Genomic DNA, 18,292 nt, shown 5'->3' on the forward strand with positions numbered 1-18,292 from the left:
AACTAGCCTGGTTTTCGCTGTGTTTCCAGCCGTTAGTTATCATAGATTTTCTTTTAGAATAATAAAAAGCGTTATTACCTTACTGAAAGATCGTAAGTTGTTTCCGATTTGCAGGAATGTTTTACCCTGTGTCACTGGCAAGGATGCAATATCTGAACCCATGCCGTACTATTCTCGTCACGCTGTCAGATGGTCGCTATGCCCAACTTAACTACCAACACCGGATTGTGGTTCAGACTTGTTTTGATTTCGCTTGCCAGCGCGTTGCTGGCGCTATTTATTGGGCAAGGCATTTTAGCCAGGCTAGAACAAACACAGTTGCAGCAGTATAGCCAGGAGGTGCTCGAACAGGGCATCGCCGTCGCGAATGAAGGTCGGGAGACCATCAACCGGGTACTGACGCTGAACAACGCCCCCTGTTCCACCGCCGATCTGAAAGAGTTACGCCTGATCTCCTTTTACTCCGTGTATCTGCGCGATATCGGGCGTATCAAAGATAACTATCTCATCTGTTCCGCGGGTTGGGGTATCCTCAACCCACCGATTTATCTGCTGCCACCGAACCTGACGACGCCCGAGGGCGTACAACTGTGGACTGCAATGAAAGACGTGGTTGATCCACGTATTACCGCTGATATGGCAAGCCTCAACGGTGTTGTCACGATCACCGCCGCCGCCGCATTTCACCGTTTCATGCATCCGCCAGCCGGATACAACGCAATGCTGATAACGCGCAATCTGGGCCATGTCTATCAGACCTTTGGCAATATCGACCTGTCAACATTCAGGCAGACACGGCAGGAGAGTAACGCATGGCTGACCATGGGAAAACGCCAGTCATTTTTCTGCATGCCAAACCGAGATATCTGCGTACTGGCGCAGTTAAATTCTGCGGGTATTCTGCATCGCCCGTGGTATATCATCACGGCCTTGTTTTTTGTCGGTGCGCTCACCGGTGCCAGTTTTACCCTGTCCTATCAGTTTTATGACGATCGGCATCAGACGTTGCCATCACAGCTAAAACGCGCGATCAAACATCAACGGCTGCATGTCCATTACCAGCCGCTGATCAGCCTGCCACAGCGCACGATTATTGGCGTAGAAGCGCTGGCTCGCTGGAAGAATGAGAGTGGTGACAACATCTCGCCAGAGATTTTTATCAGTATCGCTGAAAACATGGGCTATTCAGCCGAACTCACCCGCATCATTACGCGTCAGGCGCTGCATGACATGCAGCCGTATCTCACTCAGGACACCCCCTTTCTGCTTAGCATTAATTTGTCCGTCTCCGACATTATTTCGCCCGATTATCATCGTTTCCTACAGCAAATGTGTGACGAATTGGCAATCGATAAAACGCGCATCATGCTGGAACTCACCGAGCGATCGAGTACCTCGCATAAGACGTTGGCAGACGGCCTTGAGGCCTTACGGCGCTCGGGCTATAAGGTCGCGCTCGATGATTTCGGTACAGGCTATTCCAATCTCGACTATCTGAGCCACTTACCGTTCGATATGGTCAAAATCGACAAGATTTTTGTCGGTGCTATTGGCACAGACACAGTTAATGCCGCCATGGCAGGTCTGTTATTTACCCTCATCAAAACACTAGACGTCCCGGTGATTATCGAAGGGGTAGAGACTCGCGAACAAGCCGCCTACATCCTGCAACAATGCCCTTCGGCAATTATTCAAGGATGGTATTTCAGTAAGGCAGTGCCGCTGCACGATCTACCGGATATCCACAACTATCCGTGCCCGCCGATAGAAGCGGTGTAGCGAGAGACGGTATAAATAGAAAAGGTGCAACCTGAACGCAGACCTGCTGTCAAAAGCAGGTCTGCCAGCACTGACCACTGTCTCCCAGCCGGTACATGACCGGTATTCGGCCCTCATGCCTGACAGACTTCCCCGCCCCCTGCGCACATTTCTTGCGCCGTCACGTTCAGCACTTTCAGGCGATGATAAAGCGTCCGTTTGGGGATCCCAAGCTCTACAATCACATCATCAATGCAGTGATCGTGGCGGCGCAGTGCATCCTGAATCAGAAATTTTTCGATCCGTTTTAGCCGATCTTTGAGTTGCAAAGGATGAGAATGCAACAGCGGCTGAACTTCAGCCAAAGGCGACAGGCCCAGCGCCCAGCGATCCGCTGCCGCTTTCAGCTCGCGGATGTTGCCCGGCCAACTGTAGGTCAGCAGTTGTTCATAAATTTCCGCCGTCATCGGCGACAGTTTCATTTTCAGGCGTACTGCTGCTTCCTGACTAAAACGCTGAAACAGCGGCAGAATAAGATCGCTGCGAGAGCGCAACGTCGGTAGCTGAATTTTTACCGTATCAAGACGGAAATAGAGATCGCGGCGAAACAGCCCTTTTTCCACCAGTTGCAGCAGCGGCGTTTGCGTCGCCACAATCACACGCATATCTACAGGCGTGAATTGGGTACTCCCTAACCGCTTTACACCGCGACTTTCCAGCACGCGCAGCATCTTGGCTTGCAGCGTCATGGGCATACTGTCGATCTCATCCAGAAACAGAATCCCTTTATCAGCACTTTCCAGATATCCGGCGCGGGAGCGATTAGCGCCGGTATAAGCGCCAGAAACCACACCGAATAATTCACTTTCAGCCAGATTTTCCGGCACAGCGGCGCAGTTCACCGCCACCAGAGGGCCGCTGCATCGGGAAAGCCGATGAATGCGATTCGCCAGCGTGTCTTTCCCCGTACCGGTTTCACCTTCAAGCACGATATCGACATTAAGCGGAGCAATGACATTGATGATTGGCGACAGCGATGAGTGAATATCATCAACTGTAGACGAGGACGCTCCCGGCGACGGCGGGGAATCGTCTGGTGATGACGCCTTATCGGGTGATGAATGCTCTTGTGAAGAATGCACCAGAGAAGAATAGTGCTGTCTGTCCTGACGGTAATAATTATTCATTGACTACTCCTGAAGCCCAATGGGCTAACTGATTGCCTTCCATAACAGGGAATGCCCCACCACATATCTCCGTGCCGTTTCTCCGCATAACGCACACCGACGTATCCCAAGTGGAACGGTGACAAGCATTACCGCCATTGAATAATGAAACCATCAGGCATCGCTGAACATCAGGTAGGAATTCCAGAGGGATTTGTAGGGAAATACCTACAAAAAAACAACAATATCAAGTAAAAACAGCCAATTAATTGCTCACACAACACGCAGGAAAATGAAAATATATCGTCAGGAAAGTGTAAGCATCAGCAAAGGGGTTCACAGACTGTTGAACCCCTTTTATCTATTAGTTTCCGTACAGCCGACTCCCATTACTAGGGAATGAGTTTCTTGCTAACGACATACTTAACAATCTCCACATTGGTACTGAACTGCATTTTTTCCATCAGACGCGCCTTGTGGGTACTAACCGTTTTGTTGCTGATGACTAACTCATTGGCAATAGCGTTAATACCCATCCCTTGCGCAAACATAATCATGATTTGGTGCTCCCTGGCCGTCAAAACATCGTGCTCGGCTCTGCCGCCCTCCGTGTAGCTGGAAAACACCAACTGCTCGGCAATCGTGTGGTCGATATAGCGAGCGCCCTGCGCCACGCGTCGGATCGCCGACAGCAGCGCTTCTGGGTCTTTATCTTTGGTGATGTAACCTCTGGCACCGCTCTTCAGCGCATGTTGCGCAATTTGCGCCTCGCTATACATGCTCAGCACCAGAATCGGCAGACGCGGATACTGTGCTACCACGCGCGAAATCAACGCTTCACCGCTGATACCAGGCATCGACATATCGAGCAACAGTAAATCGGGCATCACGCTGCGCAACTGCGCCAACACCTGCGCCCCGTTTCCCGCTTCGGCAACGACGCTCAGCGAATCATCCAGCGCAAAGATCTGCTTGAGTCCCTCACGCATGATGACGTGATCGTCTGCGATCATTAAACGTATTGATTTGCTCATCGCTCATTTCTTCCTTTTGTTCCTGTCTCGCCGTTAGCGGATATAGCTATTTTTAGGAAACGTTAACTGCACCAGCGTGCCTTTCCCGGGCGTACTTTCAATGATGACCTCGCCTCCCAACATGCGCCCCCGTTCCTTCATGCTCATGAGCCCGAAAGCATTTTTATTTTTTGTTTGAGCATCAAATCCTTTCCCGTTGTCTTTGATGCACAACACCACGCAATCCGGCTGGTTATCCAACGTGATGAGCACCTGCGTGGCCGCGGCGTAGCGCGCCACGTTAGTCAATGACTCCTGCGTGACGCGGAAGGCCGCCGTGGTGCCTTCATCATTGAGCGCCAACGGTTCCCCCAGCGTGCGCAACAAACAGGTTGCGCTGTAGTGCCGGTTAAATTCGTCGCACAGCCATTCCAGCGCGGGCGTGAGCCCCATATTCAATACATTCGGTCGCAGCCGGGTCGATACGTTACGCACCACCTGAATCGTCTGGTCGGCTAACTGCATCAGCTTTTGCAAATGTGTCTGCATATCAGGGTTATCTTTGGCAAAACACATGCGCATTAGCGACAAACTCATGCGGATCGTGGTCAGGTGTTGCCCCAGCTCATCGTGAATCTCCTGAGCGATATGCTTACGTTCCTCTTCACGTGAAATCTCACGCTGGCGCGCCAGCAAGCGCAGTTGCATATGAGAATCGACCAGCTTTTTCTCTGCATAACGAATGGCGGTAATATCCCGTCCTACGGTCAGAATCGACACCAGTGCGCCATGCTGGTCAAATTCCGGCACGCAGCGAATGTGGTGAATACTCTGATGACGCTGGTCGCCCCGCCCCCGCGACTCCATGACTTCGCCTTCCGCGCTGTTACGGGTATCCACCACCTGCTGCACCAGTTGTTCCATGCGAATAGCACACCCTACACCGGGCATCAGCTCCGTAATCATGCGACCACGAAGTTGCTCTACGGTGAAATCCAAATGTTTCAAACTGGCGGGATTGGCGTACAGGCAATTCAGATTGGGATCGAAGCGGATTATCAAATCCGGCGTGTTCTCAACCAGCGCGCGAAACTCCTGCTCTCGCGCATAGGCCAACTGTTCAATATGTTTACGTTCCCTGATATCTCTGACGACACACATGCTGTAACTACGTCCTCTGTGTTGGAAATGTGTGAGATTGACCTCGACGGGTATGGTCATGCCGTAGCGGGTGAGGTGTAACGTTTCAAACGTGGTGCCAACGCCCACTTCATACGCCTGCAACCAGTCGGAGGAATTATGTTCGGCAACCCAGAACGGGTCGATATCGACAATGCTCAGATGCATGAATTCCGTAATGCTGTAGCCCAGCGTCTGGCTGGCAGCCTCATTGACATAACAAAAACGCTGATCTTCATTGACGATATAAATCGCGTCCTTGATACGGCTGAACGCAAAGTCAACCAGTTCCAGTTCGGGAGCCTTGGTTTTTTCATCGGAACGAAAAGGTTGGGTGAACATCATTACCATCTCCTTATTTTGAATTAAGACACTTGTGCGGCCACCCGCCGAGCAGGTAGCGCGATACGGCGTCTCAACATTCCAGAAGATGGACAGGAAACCCTGTAACGGCATAATGCGACCTGATATCACGGCGTGCGACCCATTCACTGAGCGGTAACCGTCACCTTGAACAAGGCGGTTACCACATCAGTCAGTGAAAAACGGTGGGTGCAGACATGTCCTTTCGTCCCGTGAAATGCCGTCAGGATTCAACGGCCTGACGGATCACACCCCGGGCACGCGACAGCCGTGACCGCACCGTACCGATGGGGATCTCCAACTGGAGCGCGAGATCCTGATAGCTGGCATCGGTATCCAGTAACTGCATCAGCATCTGGCGGGTCTCTTCAGGTAGTGAAACAATGGCATCCATTGCGCGTTTCAATGCCCGCTGATTTTCGGTGATAGCGCCGGGATCGAGTTCTATCGCGATATGTTCCAGCATCTCATCACCCATTTCCTGCGCGCGCTGTCGTGCCTGCTTGAAATAGTTGCGCACCAAATTGAGGGCAATACCGAATACCCATGTCTCTGGCCGCGACGCTCCCGCAAATTTATCCTGGTGTTTAAGCACTTCCAGATAGGTCATTTGCTGCAAATCCTCAACGTCGTCATGGTTGCTGACACGTTTGCGGATAAAGTTATGCAATTTCTTTCCGTGTTGACGAAACACTTGTTCCCAATCGACAGCGAGCGCCGGGTAAAGCGAAGGGGTCTGTTCGATGTGTTTCAGGGTAGACATTTCCATTTGCTGACTCTCCGTTGTTGTGCCCTATTGGCAAAAACGGAAGAGCAAGCCTTGTGCCAGCCCGGAATTATTTTTATCTCTATGATTTTTTAATATTTTATTTTTAAACCTGCCTTTTATCGTGCCATTTTTTGCCAACGTCCACAGCACGAAATTGCAAGTTATTGCAATCAGTAAAACGACATTTAATCCAATCCGCCATCAAATTCAGCCTGCTCCGATGACTTCATACTGGGGAACCCATTCTTTTCTATTTCCACATAGCAATACATTCATAGCGCTGCACGTCCATACCACGACACGTAACCGATTTATTCAGGATGACATCATGATCAAAATGCCGACCGTCCTTCCCTCTAGCAACACCCTGCCACGCCCTGTCGTCGTGGATGACGATTCTATGCCACAGGCAACAGTACAGCAGACCAGTTCGCACCACGCGTCTCCAGAGGCACCACTATCTAGCTCAATGGAAGAAGTGGCGATGACGTTTGGCGAGCAGGCCGAACGACGCAGCAAATCGCTGAACCGGCGTCAAATCGCTCAGCAACCGGAGGCGCGCGCTAACGCCAATGTCGAACGAATTGAGAAACTGACGGAACTGTTCCGAATGCTGGAAAATCCGTCGCAAAGTACGCTCGACCAGCAACTGAGCCGCATGCGCGATCTGCTGATGCAGAAAGGCTCGCCGTCTCTTGAAGCGGTGCTGGAAGCCGCAGGCAACGATCCGGCGCGCGGCGATATCCTGCTGCGCCACATTCAGCAACAATCCGCCCAGCAGCCAGAACTAGCCGCCGCGGCAGAGCATGCGCTAGAGCAGTTGCATCAGGAAAAAGGGCCAGAAGTCCGTGCCGGTTTGAATACGGCAACGGCCATTGCGCTGTTCAGCACCCAGCCGGAACAAAAACAGGCGATGCGCGAGCTGTACTACCAGAAGATTGTGCATCAGCAGTCGGCCAGCGCACTGCTGGATTCCTTGCTGGAACGCTTTGACGCCGCGACGTTTTCCATTGGTCTGCGCACGTTGCAGCGGGCGCTGGCGGCGGATATCGCCTCGCTGACGCCCTCGATCTCGAAAGCCGTTCTCAGCAAAATGCTGAGCAACCTCAACGATTCCCGCCATCTAAGTCATACGCTGTCATCCAGCCAGACGCTGCTCACGCGGCTGGCGGGTAAAGTACCCGCCTTTACGCTCGGCGCCGTGGAACTGACCCGTCGTCTGATTGGCCTGAGCGCCAACGGTGCCTATGCCCGCGATCTGCATAATCTCGGTCGGGAAGTCGCGGGGACGCAGATTCAGCACCAGGCGATGTTTTTCAGCGCCCTACTGCCGCTCGTCAGTGACCTGCCGCATCCGCTGTGGCGAGACAGTAAAAATCGGCAAACGGCGATCCAACTGATACGTGGCATGATTGGCGATATCGCCCAATACGAAAAACAACAGGCTAAAAGCACACAGCGCAATACCTCAGCGTCGCACAAACAAGCCACACACGACTCGGATAAGGAGTCGTCATGAATCTGCTGATTACCTGGCTGAACCGTATTGCACTGAGTGCAATGCAGCGATCGGAGGTCGTTGGCGCGGTGATCGTGATGTCTATCGTCTTCATGATGATCATCCCGCTGCCTACCAGCCTGATCGATGTGCTTATCGCACTCAACATCTGCGCGTCCTCCTTGCTGATCGTACTCGCGATGTATCTGCCTAAGCCGCTGGCCTTCTCGACGTTTCCGGCGGTGCTGCTGTTAACCACCATGTTCCGGCTGGCGATCTCGATTTCCACCACGCGTCAAATCCTGCTCCAGCAGGACGGCGGTCATATCGTTGAAGCCTTCGGGAACTATGTGGTGGGCGGGAATCTGGCGGTTGGTCTGGTTATCTTCCTGATTCTGACAGTGGTGAATTTTCTGGTGATCACTAAAGGCTCCGAACGTGTGGCAGAAGTGGCGGCACGCTTCACGCTGGATGCGATGCCCGGTAAACAGATGTCCATCGACAGCGATCTGCGTGCCGGGCTGATCGAAGCCCATCAGGCACGGCAGCGGCGCGAGAATCTGGCCAAAGAGAGTCAACTGTTCGGGGCGATGGACGGCGCGATGAAGTTCGTCAAAGGCGATGCGATTGCGTCGCTGGTGATCGTGTTCATCAACATGATCGGTGGTTTCGCCATCGGTGTGTTACAGCACAACATGGCGGCTTCCGATGCCATGCATGTCTACTCAGTATTGACCATCGGCGACGGGCTGATCGCTCAGATCCCAGCGCTGCTGATATCGCTGACCGCCGGGATGATCATCACCCGCGTCTCGGCTGATGGTCAAAAAGTGGATGCCAATATTGGTCGTGAAATTGCGGAACAGCTCACCAGCCAGCCCAAAGCGTGGATCATCGCCTCCATCGGCATGTTTGGTTTTGCGCTGCTGCCGGGAATGCCGACGCTGGTGTTTGTCGCCATCAGTCTGGCATCACTCGGCAGCGGTCTGTTTCAACTCTGGCGCATCAAACAGCAGGGTCAGTTGGATGCCAGCCAGTCGGAAGCGGACAACATGCCTGCCGAACAGAACGGCTATCAGGATCTGCGGCGTTTCAACCCCACGCGCGCCTATTTACTGCTGTTTCATCCGGTCTGGCAGGGGCAGCCGACTGCGACGGTGCTGGTACAAAATATCCGTCGCTTGCGAAACAGGCTGGTTTATCGTTTTGGTTTTACCCTGCCGTCATTTGATATCGAATTCAGCGATCGGCTGGCAGAGGATGAGTTTCAGTTTTGCGTGTATGAAATTCCCTACGTGAAAGCCACGTTGGTTACCGACCAGTTGGCCGTTGCCAGCGGTGCCGTCCAACAGGCCGATGCCGCCCTTGCCACACCGGGGCACATATTGCGGGATGAAAGTCAATGGCTTTGGTTGCCGCTGGCGCATGCCGCGCAGCAGTCCGACGACGTGCCGCGCTGGACGGCGGATGAGCTGATTTTGGCACGTATGGAACAAGCCATTCATCGTACCGGTTCACAGTTCATCGGCTTGCAGGAAACCAAATCCATTCTGGCCTGGCTGGAAAGCGAACAGCCGGAATTAGCGCAGGAGCTACAGCGCATCATGCCGCTCTCGCGCTTTGCCAGCGTGCTGCAACGGCTGGCTTCCGAACGCGTGCCTCTGCGGTCCGTGCGCCCTATCGCCGAGGCGCTGATTGAAATCGGCCAGCATGAACGCGACACGCTGGCGCTGACCGATTACGTGCGTCTGGCGCTCAAATCACAAATCTGCCACCAGTACAGCGATGAAAACAGTCTCGCCGTCTGGCTGTTGACGCCAGAAAGCGAAGAGTTGCTGCGCGACGCGCTGCGCCAGACGCAGAACGAAACCTTCTTCGCCCTGACGCAAGACTACGCCTCAACGCTGCTCGGCCAGCTACGGCAGGCCTTTCCTCCGTTCTCACAGCATCGCCGTCTGGTGCTGGTCGCACAGGATTTACGCAGCCCGCTGCGAACGCTGTTACAGGACGAATTTCACCACGTCCCCGTGCTGTCCTTCACCGAGCTGGAATCCACCCTGTCGATCAACGTCATCGGACGCTTTGATCTTTACGACTCCCCTGACCCCTTTAGCGCATAGGAATACACCATGTTTGAGTTACGCGTGTTGACTGGTTTACATCGCGGAGCAGCACTGCCGCTCTGTGGCAACGCCTGGCGCATCGGTGCAGCCGATGATGCCGATCTCGTACTCTACGATCCCGGCATCGCGCCTTATCACAGCCAGTTGGAGAAGACCGCTGACGGCTGGGCGCTCAGCGCACAAGAGGGTGCCTTGTGTAATGCGGAAGGCCATACCGTCGAACAGATTGAAACGCTACAGCCCGGTACGCCGTTTGCGCTGGGGCAGATTTGGCTCTGCCTTGTCGCGGCCGAAACCCCGTGGCCTGATGAAAACGAGCCAGCGCCAATACTGGAGGAGGAGGTTCACCCAGCAGAAGTGACCAACGATGCGTCGTCGGTTCCTCTCACCCCACCGATACCCACTTCCGCGCCACGCCTGCCGCTGTGGGCTAAAGCCAGCTACCTGCTGCTTGGCACGTTGCTGTTAGTGATGGTCGGCAGTTGGCAGTTGCAAGAGAGCGTCGCAATGCCTGCGGCTCCGCCGCCGCAGGATACCCGTAAACCCCTCAGCACCCTGCCGCAGTTGGAAAGCACGCTGCGCATCATGTTGCAGGAACGGGAATTGAGCGCGACGGTGAAAGTGGCGGCGTATCAGGATCGCCTCACACTCACCGGGCAATTAACGCCGGACGAGCAAAAAAAACTGGAACGGATGCTCGTCCAACTCCACCAACGTTACAGAACCGCGTTGTCCGTGGATAACCGAACGCAACTGAAAACGGAACAACTACCGTTTCAGATCGTTCAGGTAACCAGCGGATCCCGTGCCAACGTCGTCACGGCGGACGGTCAGCGCTTTTTCATCGGTGATGAGATCGACAACCTGCGTCTGGTGAGGATTGATGAGCACCAGATTGAATTCAGCGGCAGACAACAAATAACGGTGAACTGGTAATGCAGACACAAGCTTCTTCTTTTCCGCTACTCGACCAGTGGGTCGCCCGTAAGCGCCAACATCTGGCACGCTATGCGCCCGTGGAGAAAAAAGGCCGCATCATGGCCGTTAGCGGCATTTTGCTGGAGTGCAGCCTGCCACAGGCACGCATTGGCGACCTGTGTTGGGTTGCCCGTCAGGACAACAGCCAGATGATGGCCGAAGTGGTAGGGTTTAGCCCAGACAATACCTTTCTCTCCGCGCTAGGGGCGCTGGACGGTATCGCACAGGGGGCCACCGTAACGCCGCTGTATCAGCCGCATTGTATTCAGGTGTCGGAACGGTTGCTGGGCAGCGTGCTGGACGGGTTTGGTCGGGCGCTAGAGGACGGCGGTGAGAGTGCATTTGTCGAACCCGGTCATGCCACTGGCCGCACACAGCCGGTACTGGGCGACGCCCCACCGCCGACCTCCCGACCTCGCATCAGCCAGCCGCTCCCCACCGGATTACGCGCCGTCGATGGCCTGCTGACCATCGGTCAGGGGCAACGCGTCGGCATTTTCGCCGGTGCGGGCTGCGGTAAAACCACGCTGCTGGCCGAGCTGGCGCGTAATACGCCATGCGACGCCATCGTTTTTGGGTTGATTGGCGAACGTGGTCGCGAACTGCGCGAATTTCTCGATCACGAACTGGACGACGAACTGCGCAGCCGCACCGTGCTGGTGTGCTCCACCTCCGATCGCAGCAGCATGGAACGCGCCCGCGCAGCGTTCACCGCCACCGCCATCGCCGAGGCTTACCGAGCCGAAGGCCGTCAGGTGCTGCTGATTATTGATTCCCTGACACGTTTTGCCCGCGCTCAGCGCGAAATCGGTCTGGCGCTTGGCGAACCGCAGGGGCGTGGCGGGCTGCCGCCGTCAGTCTATACGTTACTGCCGCGTCTGGTTGAACGCGCCGGACAAACAGAAGACGGCGCCATTACCGCGCTCTATTCCGTTCTGATCGAGCAGGATTCCATGAACGACCCCGTCGCCGACGAGGTACGTTCGCTGATTGACGGGCACATCGTGCTCGCCCGGCGGCTGGCGGAACAGGGACACTATCCGGCTATCGACGTGCTGGCCAGCCTGAGCCGCACCATGAGCAACGTCGTGGATACCGATCATACCCGCCACGCCGGCGGCGTGCGACGTCTGATGGCAGCCTACAAGCAGGTCGAGATGCTGATTCGCCTCGGCGAATACCAACCCGGTCATGACGTGCTAACAGATTCCGCCGTCAACGCCCATGCAGAAATCACGCAATTTCTACGTCAGTCGATGCGTGAGCCGATGCCTTATGGCGTGATTCAACAACAGCTCGCCGGAGTCAGCCGCTATGCCCCATAACACCGAACGCGATACCGAGTTACAGGCCGTGTTGAACCTGCTGATGCCGATACGCCGTCAGCGCTTAAGCCGTAGCGAACGTCAACAACGGCAAGAAGAACAGCAGTTGATCCGAATTGCGCAACAGCAGCGTCATCATCAGCAACAGGTCGATACGCTGCAACAGGCCAGCCAAACGCAGCGCGACCAGTTTGCCCGAGAAACCCAGGGGCAATCCCATACGCTGGAAAATCTGAAAAAGCACCTTGCCACCGAACAGCGCTTACTCGGTGAGATCGCAACAGAAATGCAGCAGGTGCAGGCCACACAGCAGCAGCACCGCGACCAGCAGCGTCAGGTTGATAGCGCCCGCGATGTCACCCGCCAATGCCAGAAAGCGGTGGAAAAATTGGAATATCTGCTTACGTTACCTCAGGAGCACGTATGAATAACCGACAGATTGCGTCATCCGAATCTAAGGCGACGCAGAACGCGCAGGCCGTGCAGCACGGCAAATCCTCACGCGCAGAGGACTCACAACCCGATCCACAACACATGGATTTCTGGGAGGCCTTCACGTTTTCTGACGGCTTCGAAGAGGCGTTTTATCAGGATGCACCTGTCGCTTTAGCGCCGAGCGGGCCCATCAATGCCCCGTCGCCGTTGCAGAGCGAGGTGCCAGACAACCCACAATATGTGACGCCGTCACAGTGGCAGCCACTGCAATATGAGCTGATTGAGGCGATGGACAACCTCTGTGCCCCACCGTTTTCCTTCAGTCTGCAATTGCCGCAGTTGGGCAACATCGATGCGCGTTTAGCCACGCTGGTGCCGCGTGGCTGGGATATTTCTCTGCGCTTCGGCAGAGAAAGCTACCACCAGTTAAAAGATCGGCGTGAAGCCTGCCGCCGTTCAATCGCCACCGCGCTGGACTGCCCGATAAACCTGCGTTTTGACGCCAGAGACTATGAACGATGAAATCGAATCGACAGCACATCAGACCGCTAACGCTGCCAACCCTGCGCGTACAGCACGCCCGTATCCGATCGGCACTGGCCGCCGGGGTAGCGCTGCCATTTACCCGCGACGGGCACGTTGGTCGTCTGCAATTTACATTGGCGAATGAATACGAGCTGAAAGAAGTATCGTGCTCGACGCAGACACACGACTGGCGTAGCGATGCCGGTTCTTTCTCACTGACCGAACCGTTTCCTGTGCTCAGCCTGCTGTCGGACTGCCCGCTTTTGCCGCTTACAGAAGAAGACGATGACGCGTCACAGGCATGGTACTGGACGCTCTACAACCAGTCACTCAACCCCGTGCTGCGGGCGCTCTTCGGGGAGATTTATCCGCAGGACATGACTCAGAAAGTATCTCCCCAGAGAAAACATGCCCCGAAAGCATCGGATTCAGCACAACAGCACGATGATGATTCCGCGCTCTGCGCCTGGCTCAGCGTGAGCTGGAACGACATGACCGTGCGCACTCGGATGCGGGCCACTGACGCCGTCTGGCTGACGCTATTTTCTCGGGCGGATTGGCAACGCCAACGCCGTGCACTCCCTACGGGAATGGCTATTGCTATTCCTCTCACGCTGGCTGACGTCGTGCTGCCGCTACATGCACTACAGCGACTCCAGACTGGCGATCTGATTCTGCCGAACCGACCTTGGTTTTTCCCTTCTGGCGAGGGAACGTTGTCATTCGGCACGCTACACCTGCACGGCAGGCTACAGCTCACAGAGCACGCCCCCTACACTTTTATTGTTACCGACATGGAGACAGTCTCAATGCCCTCGTCCGCCACCGACACAATGCTAACCGATCCACATTCAGATGCCTCAGCGTTTGAATTCATGCCAGAAAGTGACGCTGTCACCGAAGATTTACCGCCGCTGCCCGTCACCTTACACTTTCGCTGCGGTAGCCTGACGATGACGCTAACAGAATTGCAACACCTTGCCAGCGGCAGCGTGTTGACGCTGCGCGATGTGGTGCCAGGGCAAGCCTGGCTGTATCACGGAGACATCGCCTTGGCGAACGGCGATTTGGTTGATGTGGAAGGAAAGCTAGGGTTACAAATTACTGAGCGTTTTTCCGTACCCACACATTTTTCCGAATCAACACGTTTTTCCGAACCAACACAACGTTTGCCGATGGCGGATGAAGAATACGCCGCCGAACCGGAGCTGGCACCATGACCTCCGGCGCGTTCGACCCATTGATGTTTGCGCTCTTTCTGGGCGCACTCTCCCTGATCCCGCTAATGATGATTGTCTGCACCTGCTTTCTGAAGATTGCGATTGTGCTGCTGATTACCCGAAATGCCATCGGGGTACAGCAGGTGCCGCCCAATATGGCGCTGTATGGGATCGCACTCGCAGCAACGCTGTTTGTCATGGCGCCGGTGTTTCAGGACATCAGCAAACGCGTGCAGGAAAAGCCGCTGGATATGACCGACATCACCTCGCTTCAGGCCAGCGTGACCTACGGCCTGGAGCCACTGCAAACCTTTATGTCACGCAACGTTGACCCGGATATCCTCACTCATCTGCATGAAAACAGCCTGCAAATGTGGCCTGCGTCGCTATCCGAAAAGGTGAATACGCAAAATCTGCTGCTGGTAATTCCGGCGTTCGTGCTGTCGGAGCTACAGGCCGGGTTCAAAATCGGCTTCCTGATCTATATCCCGTTTATCGTCATCGACCTCATCGTCTCGAACGTGCTGCTGGCGCTGGGGATGCAGATGGTCGCGCCGATGACACTCTCGCTGCCGTTAAAGCTGTTGCTGTTCGTGCTGGTTAACGGCTGGACGCGACTGCTGGACGGCTTGTTCTACAGCTACCTGTGAGGCCGCGATGGAAATAATCACGCTTTTCCGTCAGGCCATGGTGATGGTTGTGCTGCTCTCCGCGCCGCCGCTGCTGGTTGCGGTGATTGTAGGCGTGCTGATTTCACTGCTACAGGCGGTGATGCAATTGCAGGACCAGACGCTACCTTTTGCCGTCAAACTAATTTCCGTCGGGCTGACGCTGGCGCTCTGCGGACGCTGGATTGGCGTAGAGCTGATGCAGTTGGCCATTACCGCATTCAATATGATTGCGCAGACCGGAGTATAAATCCGCATGATCGCCACCATTCAGCACATTTACGATTTTATCATCGCCATTACGCTCGGCCTTGCCCGGCTGTATCCCTGTTTTATTCTGGTGCCGGTTTTTTCACTCAATGTGCTGAAAGGCATGATGCGCAACGCCGTGGTGATTTCCCTGACGCTACTGCCAGCACCTATCGTGCAGCAGCAACTTTTGCTGACGCCACTGTCCTGGCCGATGCTGCCTGGCCTGTTGCTGAAAGAGTTGATCGTCGGGTTGCTTATCGCGCTGATTCTGGCGATGCCATTCTGGCTGTTTGAATCCGTCGGCGCGTTGTTCGATAATCAGCGCGGCGCGCTGATGGGCGGCCAACTCAACCCCGCACTAGGGTCCGACGCCACACCGCTGGGTCATCTACTCAAACAGACCCTGATTCTGCTACTGATTATCGGTATCGGTCTGAAAGGACTAACGCAGTTGATTTGGGACAGCTACCAGCTCTGGCCGGTGCTATCCTGGCTGCCCGCGCCGGGGGAAAAAGGGTTTGAAGTCTACCTCGGCCTGCTGGCTGATACCTTTACCCATCTGGTGGTGTACGCCGGGCCGCTGGTCGCGCTGCTGCTGCTGTTGGAGTTCAGTATTGCGCTACTCAGCCTGTATAGCCCACAGCTTCAGGTCTTCGTCCTCTCCATTCCCGCCAAGTGTCTGGTCGGGATGGCATTTTTCATCATCTACCTGCCCGTACTCCAGTACTTAGGTGACGACAAACTTCAGGGGCTGCCGGATCTTAAGCACCTGCTCCCGCTACTTTTTACGGCATCGAACAGCTAATCAGGCGGAACCGATGAGCGAAAAAACGGAAAAGCCCACAGAGAAAAAGCTGGAAGATGCGCGCCGTAAGGGGGAAGTGGGGCAAAGCCAGGACGTGCCCAAATTGCTGATCTGCGTCGGCCTGCTAGAGTGTGTGCTGGCGCTGGCAGACAGCACGATGGGCAAGCTCCAAACGCTGGTACAACTGCCGCTGCAACGGCTGGATGTGCCGTTTGCGCAGGTGGTGAAAGAAATCTTTCACGACGCTGCCGTGCTGGCAGGCACACTCTGCCTGCTGGCGGCGGCGATTGCCGTGCTGCTGCGTGTGGTGGGCGGTTGGCTTCAGTATGGCCCGCTGTTTGCACCTGAAGCACTGAAGCTCGATCTCAACCGACTGAACCCGATTAACCAGTTCAAGCAGATGTTTTCGATGCGCAAGCTGGTGGAAATGCTGACTAACATTCTGAAAGCGGTGGTGATTGGCACGGTCTTTTATAAAGTGGTGGTACCGGAGCTGGAAGCGCTGGTCGAATTGGCCTATGGCGATTTACATGGCTTCTGGCAAGGGGGGAAAGCCCTACTGACTCGCATTGCCCGTACCACGCTGACGGCACTGCTGGTGCTGTCCGTGCTGGATTTCGGTCTGCAAAAGTATTTCTTTCTCAAGCAACAGCGCATGAGCCATGAGGATTTACGCAACGAGCACAAGGATTCCGAAGGCGATCCGCATATGAAAGGCCACCGCAAATCGCTGGCGCATGAATTGATGAACGAACCCGCCGCGCCGCGCCCCAAAGCAAAAGTCGAAGACGCCGATATGCTGTTGGTTAACCCAACGCACTATGCGGTGGGGCTTTACTATCGTCCCGGCAAAACGCCGCTACCACGCATTTTGTTTAAGGGGGAAGATAGCGCGGCGCAGGAACTCATCGCGCAGGCAAAAAAAGCCGACATCCCGGTGATTCGCTTCATCTGGCTGACCCGCACGCTCTATCGCACTACGCCGGAGGGCCATTACATTCCGCGCGAGACGCTTCAGGCCGTGGCGCAGGTGTACCGCGTCCTACGCCAGCTCGAAGATGAGCAAAAACGCGACATTATTGAGATGGAGTGAGGGTGAAAACAAAGACGTAAAATCGCTCGCGGAAAGATCGATATACCCGGAGCGACCACGGGGCGAGGCATCCCTACGGGAACCTCATCCCCGTGTTTCTCCTAATCAGTGACAGCAATCAACCGTATCAAACCGCATCGGTAGCGATCTGACTCAGGTAATACGCTTCCCCCTGACGCAGCTCCGCCATCATGAAATCCAGAAACGCCTGCTGCTGGGGCGCGTGCGCTTTGCCTGCCAGCGTTTGAATCTGAAGCGAACGTTGGTCAAGCTGCCTGATGTTCAGGAGCTTCAGACGCATCGGTTCCTGCAAACACTTGTACATCACGGAATAGAAGCTACAGGCGGTGACCGCCCCCGGCGTGCTCATCGCATAGTAATAAAGCGTGGTGAAGTTATTGCAGCACAGCGTCGACTCCAGAAAAGTACCGTTCATGCGGCACGAAAGGTCAAACAGTTGGCGCAGCGTGGTAGACGATTCCGGCAGTGCCAGCGGGAAAGGATGCAGATCCGTCAGTTGAATCGACTGCTGCGCCAGCGGATGATCGTCAGACATCAGCAGCATCAACGGTGCAGGCAGCGCCAGTTCCACATTCACACCTTGCTCAGGTGCCAACGCAAACTGGAGTGCGATATCCACTTCACCATTGCGGATCATCTGGGACACCTGCATCGCCGAATCCACTTTCAGCGCAAAAGTGGTATCCGGGTCATGCTGACGAAAACGAGCAAACAGCGTCGGCAACAGATCAAACGCCATCCCTTCCGTGCAGCCGATACGCAGCAGCGCCCGGCGGCTGGCTTTCAGCCCCTGAATCTCCGCCACCGCCGCATCCATGTCCATCATGCTCTTACGCACATGGTTTTCCAGAATACAGCCAGCATCGTTTAACACCATGCCACGCGCGTGACGCTCGAACAGCGGTACGCCGATGCGTTCCTCCAGCCGCTGGATTTGACGACTGATTGCAGAAACGGCCACAAACAGGTGCTGACTGGCGGCGCTAAGCGAACCGGTGGTGGCAACCACCAGAAAATAACGAATCTCGGTGCTGTGCACGGCGGCGTTCCTTTCAGACAGAGCGGGGAATGTGAAGGTTTATATTAAAAGCAAAGCTTAAT

General features: G+C 55.1%; 17 protein-coding genes. 12 read left to right on the forward strand and 5 right to left on the reverse strand.

What is annotated here, in order from left to right:
• The first annotated feature begins 198 nt into the window (after positions 1–198).
• Complete coding sequence (locus tag O1Q74_RS10505) at positions 199–1,779, forward strand: EAL domain-containing protein (RefSeq protein WP_271872788.1); 1,581 nt, start codon at positions 199–201, stop codon at positions 1,777–1,779.
• A 113-nt stretch (positions 1,780–1,892) separates the two neighbouring features.
• Here the strand turns inward: O1Q74_RS10505 and O1Q74_RS10510 are convergent, their stop codons facing one another.
• The 4 genes from O1Q74_RS10510 to O1Q74_RS10525 form a co-directional block, all read right to left on the reverse strand.
• Positions 1,893–2,945, reverse strand: coding sequence for a sigma 54-interacting transcriptional regulator (locus tag O1Q74_RS10510; protein WP_271872789.1), 1,053 nt, complete (start codon positions 2,943–2,945; stop codon positions 1,893–1,895).
• 371 nt (positions 2,946–3,316) lie between these two features.
• Complete coding sequence (locus O1Q74_RS10515; protein ID WP_271872790.1) at positions 3,317–3,958, reverse strand: response regulator transcription factor; 642 nt, start codon at positions 3,956–3,958, stop codon at positions 3,317–3,319.
• Positions 3,959–3,991: 33 nt separating this feature from the next.
• Positions 3,992–5,461: a PAS domain-containing sensor histidine kinase gene (locus O1Q74_RS10520; protein WP_271872791.1), complete on the reverse strand. Its 1,470-nt coding sequence runs from the start codon at positions 5,459–5,461 to the stop codon at positions 3,992–3,994.
• Positions 5,462–5,702: 241 nt separating this feature from the next.
• Positions 5,703–6,248, reverse strand: a complete 546-nt coding sequence (locus tag O1Q74_RS10525) for an RNA polymerase sigma factor (RefSeq protein ID WP_271872792.1) — start codon at positions 6,246–6,248, stop codon at positions 5,703–5,705.
• Positions 6,249–6,576: 328 nt separating this feature from the next.
• Between O1Q74_RS10525 and sctW the strand changes: the two genes are divergently transcribed.
• From sctW to sctU, 11 genes are read left to right on the forward strand one after another with little or no spacing between them, the layout of a single operon-like run.
• The gene (sctW, locus tag O1Q74_RS10530) at positions 6,577–7,767 is read left to right on the forward strand and encodes a type III secretion system gatekeeper subunit SctW (RefSeq protein ID WP_271872794.1); all 1,191 of its coding nucleotides are present in this window, start codon (positions 6,577–6,579) and stop codon (positions 7,765–7,767) included.
• Positions 7,764–9,866, forward strand: a complete 2,103-nt coding sequence (sctV, locus tag O1Q74_RS10535; protein ID WP_271872797.1) for a type III secretion system export apparatus subunit SctV — start codon at positions 7,764–7,766, stop codon at positions 9,864–9,866. The genes sctW and sctV overlap by 4 nt, the downstream gene beginning before the upstream one ends.
• A 9-nt stretch (positions 9,867–9,875) precedes the next feature.
• Positions 9,876–10,805, forward strand: coding sequence for an FHA domain-containing protein (locus O1Q74_RS10540; RefSeq protein WP_271872800.1), 930 nt, complete (start codon positions 9,876–9,878; stop codon positions 10,803–10,805).
• Positions 10,805–12,172 carry a type III secretion system ATPase SctN gene (sctN, locus tag O1Q74_RS10545; RefSeq protein WP_271872803.1) on the forward strand — a complete coding sequence of 456 codons (1,368 nt, stop codon included), beginning with the start codon at positions 10,805–10,807 and terminating at the stop codon, positions 12,170–12,172. The genes O1Q74_RS10540 and sctN overlap by 1 nt, the downstream gene beginning before the upstream one ends.
• On the forward strand, positions 12,162–12,599 hold the full coding sequence (locus O1Q74_RS10550) for a type III secretion protein (protein WP_271872807.1): 438 nt from the start codon (positions 12,162–12,164) through the stop codon (positions 12,597–12,599). The genes sctN and O1Q74_RS10550 overlap by 11 nt, the downstream gene beginning before the upstream one ends.
• A complete protein-coding gene (locus O1Q74_RS10555; protein WP_271872809.1) occupies positions 12,596–13,129 on the forward strand; it encodes a type III secretion system HrpP C-terminal domain-containing protein in 534 nt (177 codons plus the stop codon). The genes O1Q74_RS10550 and O1Q74_RS10555 overlap by 4 nt, the downstream gene beginning before the upstream one ends.
• Positions 13,126–14,352 carry a type III secretion system cytoplasmic ring protein SctQ gene (gene sctQ / locus O1Q74_RS10560; RefSeq protein WP_271872811.1) on the forward strand — a complete coding sequence of 409 codons (1,227 nt, stop codon included), beginning with the start codon at positions 13,126–13,128 and terminating at the stop codon, positions 14,350–14,352. The genes O1Q74_RS10555 and sctQ overlap by 4 nt, the downstream gene beginning before the upstream one ends.
• Entirely contained in the window at positions 14,349–15,002 is a 654-nt protein-coding gene (sctR, locus tag O1Q74_RS10565; protein ID WP_010681683.1) for a type III secretion system export apparatus subunit SctR, read from the forward strand. Before sctQ ends, sctR begins: the two co-directional genes overlap by 4 nt.
• A 7-nt stretch (positions 15,003–15,009) precedes the next feature.
• Entirely contained in the window at positions 15,010–15,270 is a 261-nt protein-coding gene (gene sctS / locus O1Q74_RS10570; RefSeq protein WP_009112548.1) for a type III secretion system export apparatus subunit SctS, read from the forward strand.
• Between the two features lie 6 nt (positions 15,271–15,276).
• Positions 15,277–16,077, forward strand: a complete 801-nt coding sequence (gene sctT, locus O1Q74_RS10575) for a type III secretion system export apparatus subunit SctT (RefSeq protein WP_271872831.1) — start codon at positions 15,277–15,279, stop codon at positions 16,075–16,077.
• 13 nt (positions 16,078–16,090) lie between these two features.
• Positions 16,091–17,170: a type III secretion system export apparatus subunit SctU gene (gene sctU, locus O1Q74_RS10580; RefSeq protein WP_271872833.1), complete on the forward strand. Its 1,080-nt coding sequence runs from the start codon at positions 16,091–16,093 to the stop codon at positions 17,168–17,170.
• A gap of 127 nt (positions 17,171–17,297) precedes the next feature.
• Here sctU and O1Q74_RS10585 read toward each other — a convergent pair whose 3' ends face one another.
• Positions 17,298–18,230: a LysR family transcriptional regulator gene (locus O1Q74_RS10585; RefSeq protein ID WP_271872836.1), complete on the reverse strand. Its 933-nt coding sequence runs from the start codon at positions 18,228–18,230 to the stop codon at positions 17,298–17,300.
• Positions 18,231–18,292: the final 62 nt, after the last annotated feature.

This window comes from Pectobacterium sp. A5351, from assembly GCF_028335745.1.
Classification (GTDB): Bacteria; Pseudomonadota; Gammaproteobacteria; order Enterobacterales; family Enterobacteriaceae; genus Pectobacterium.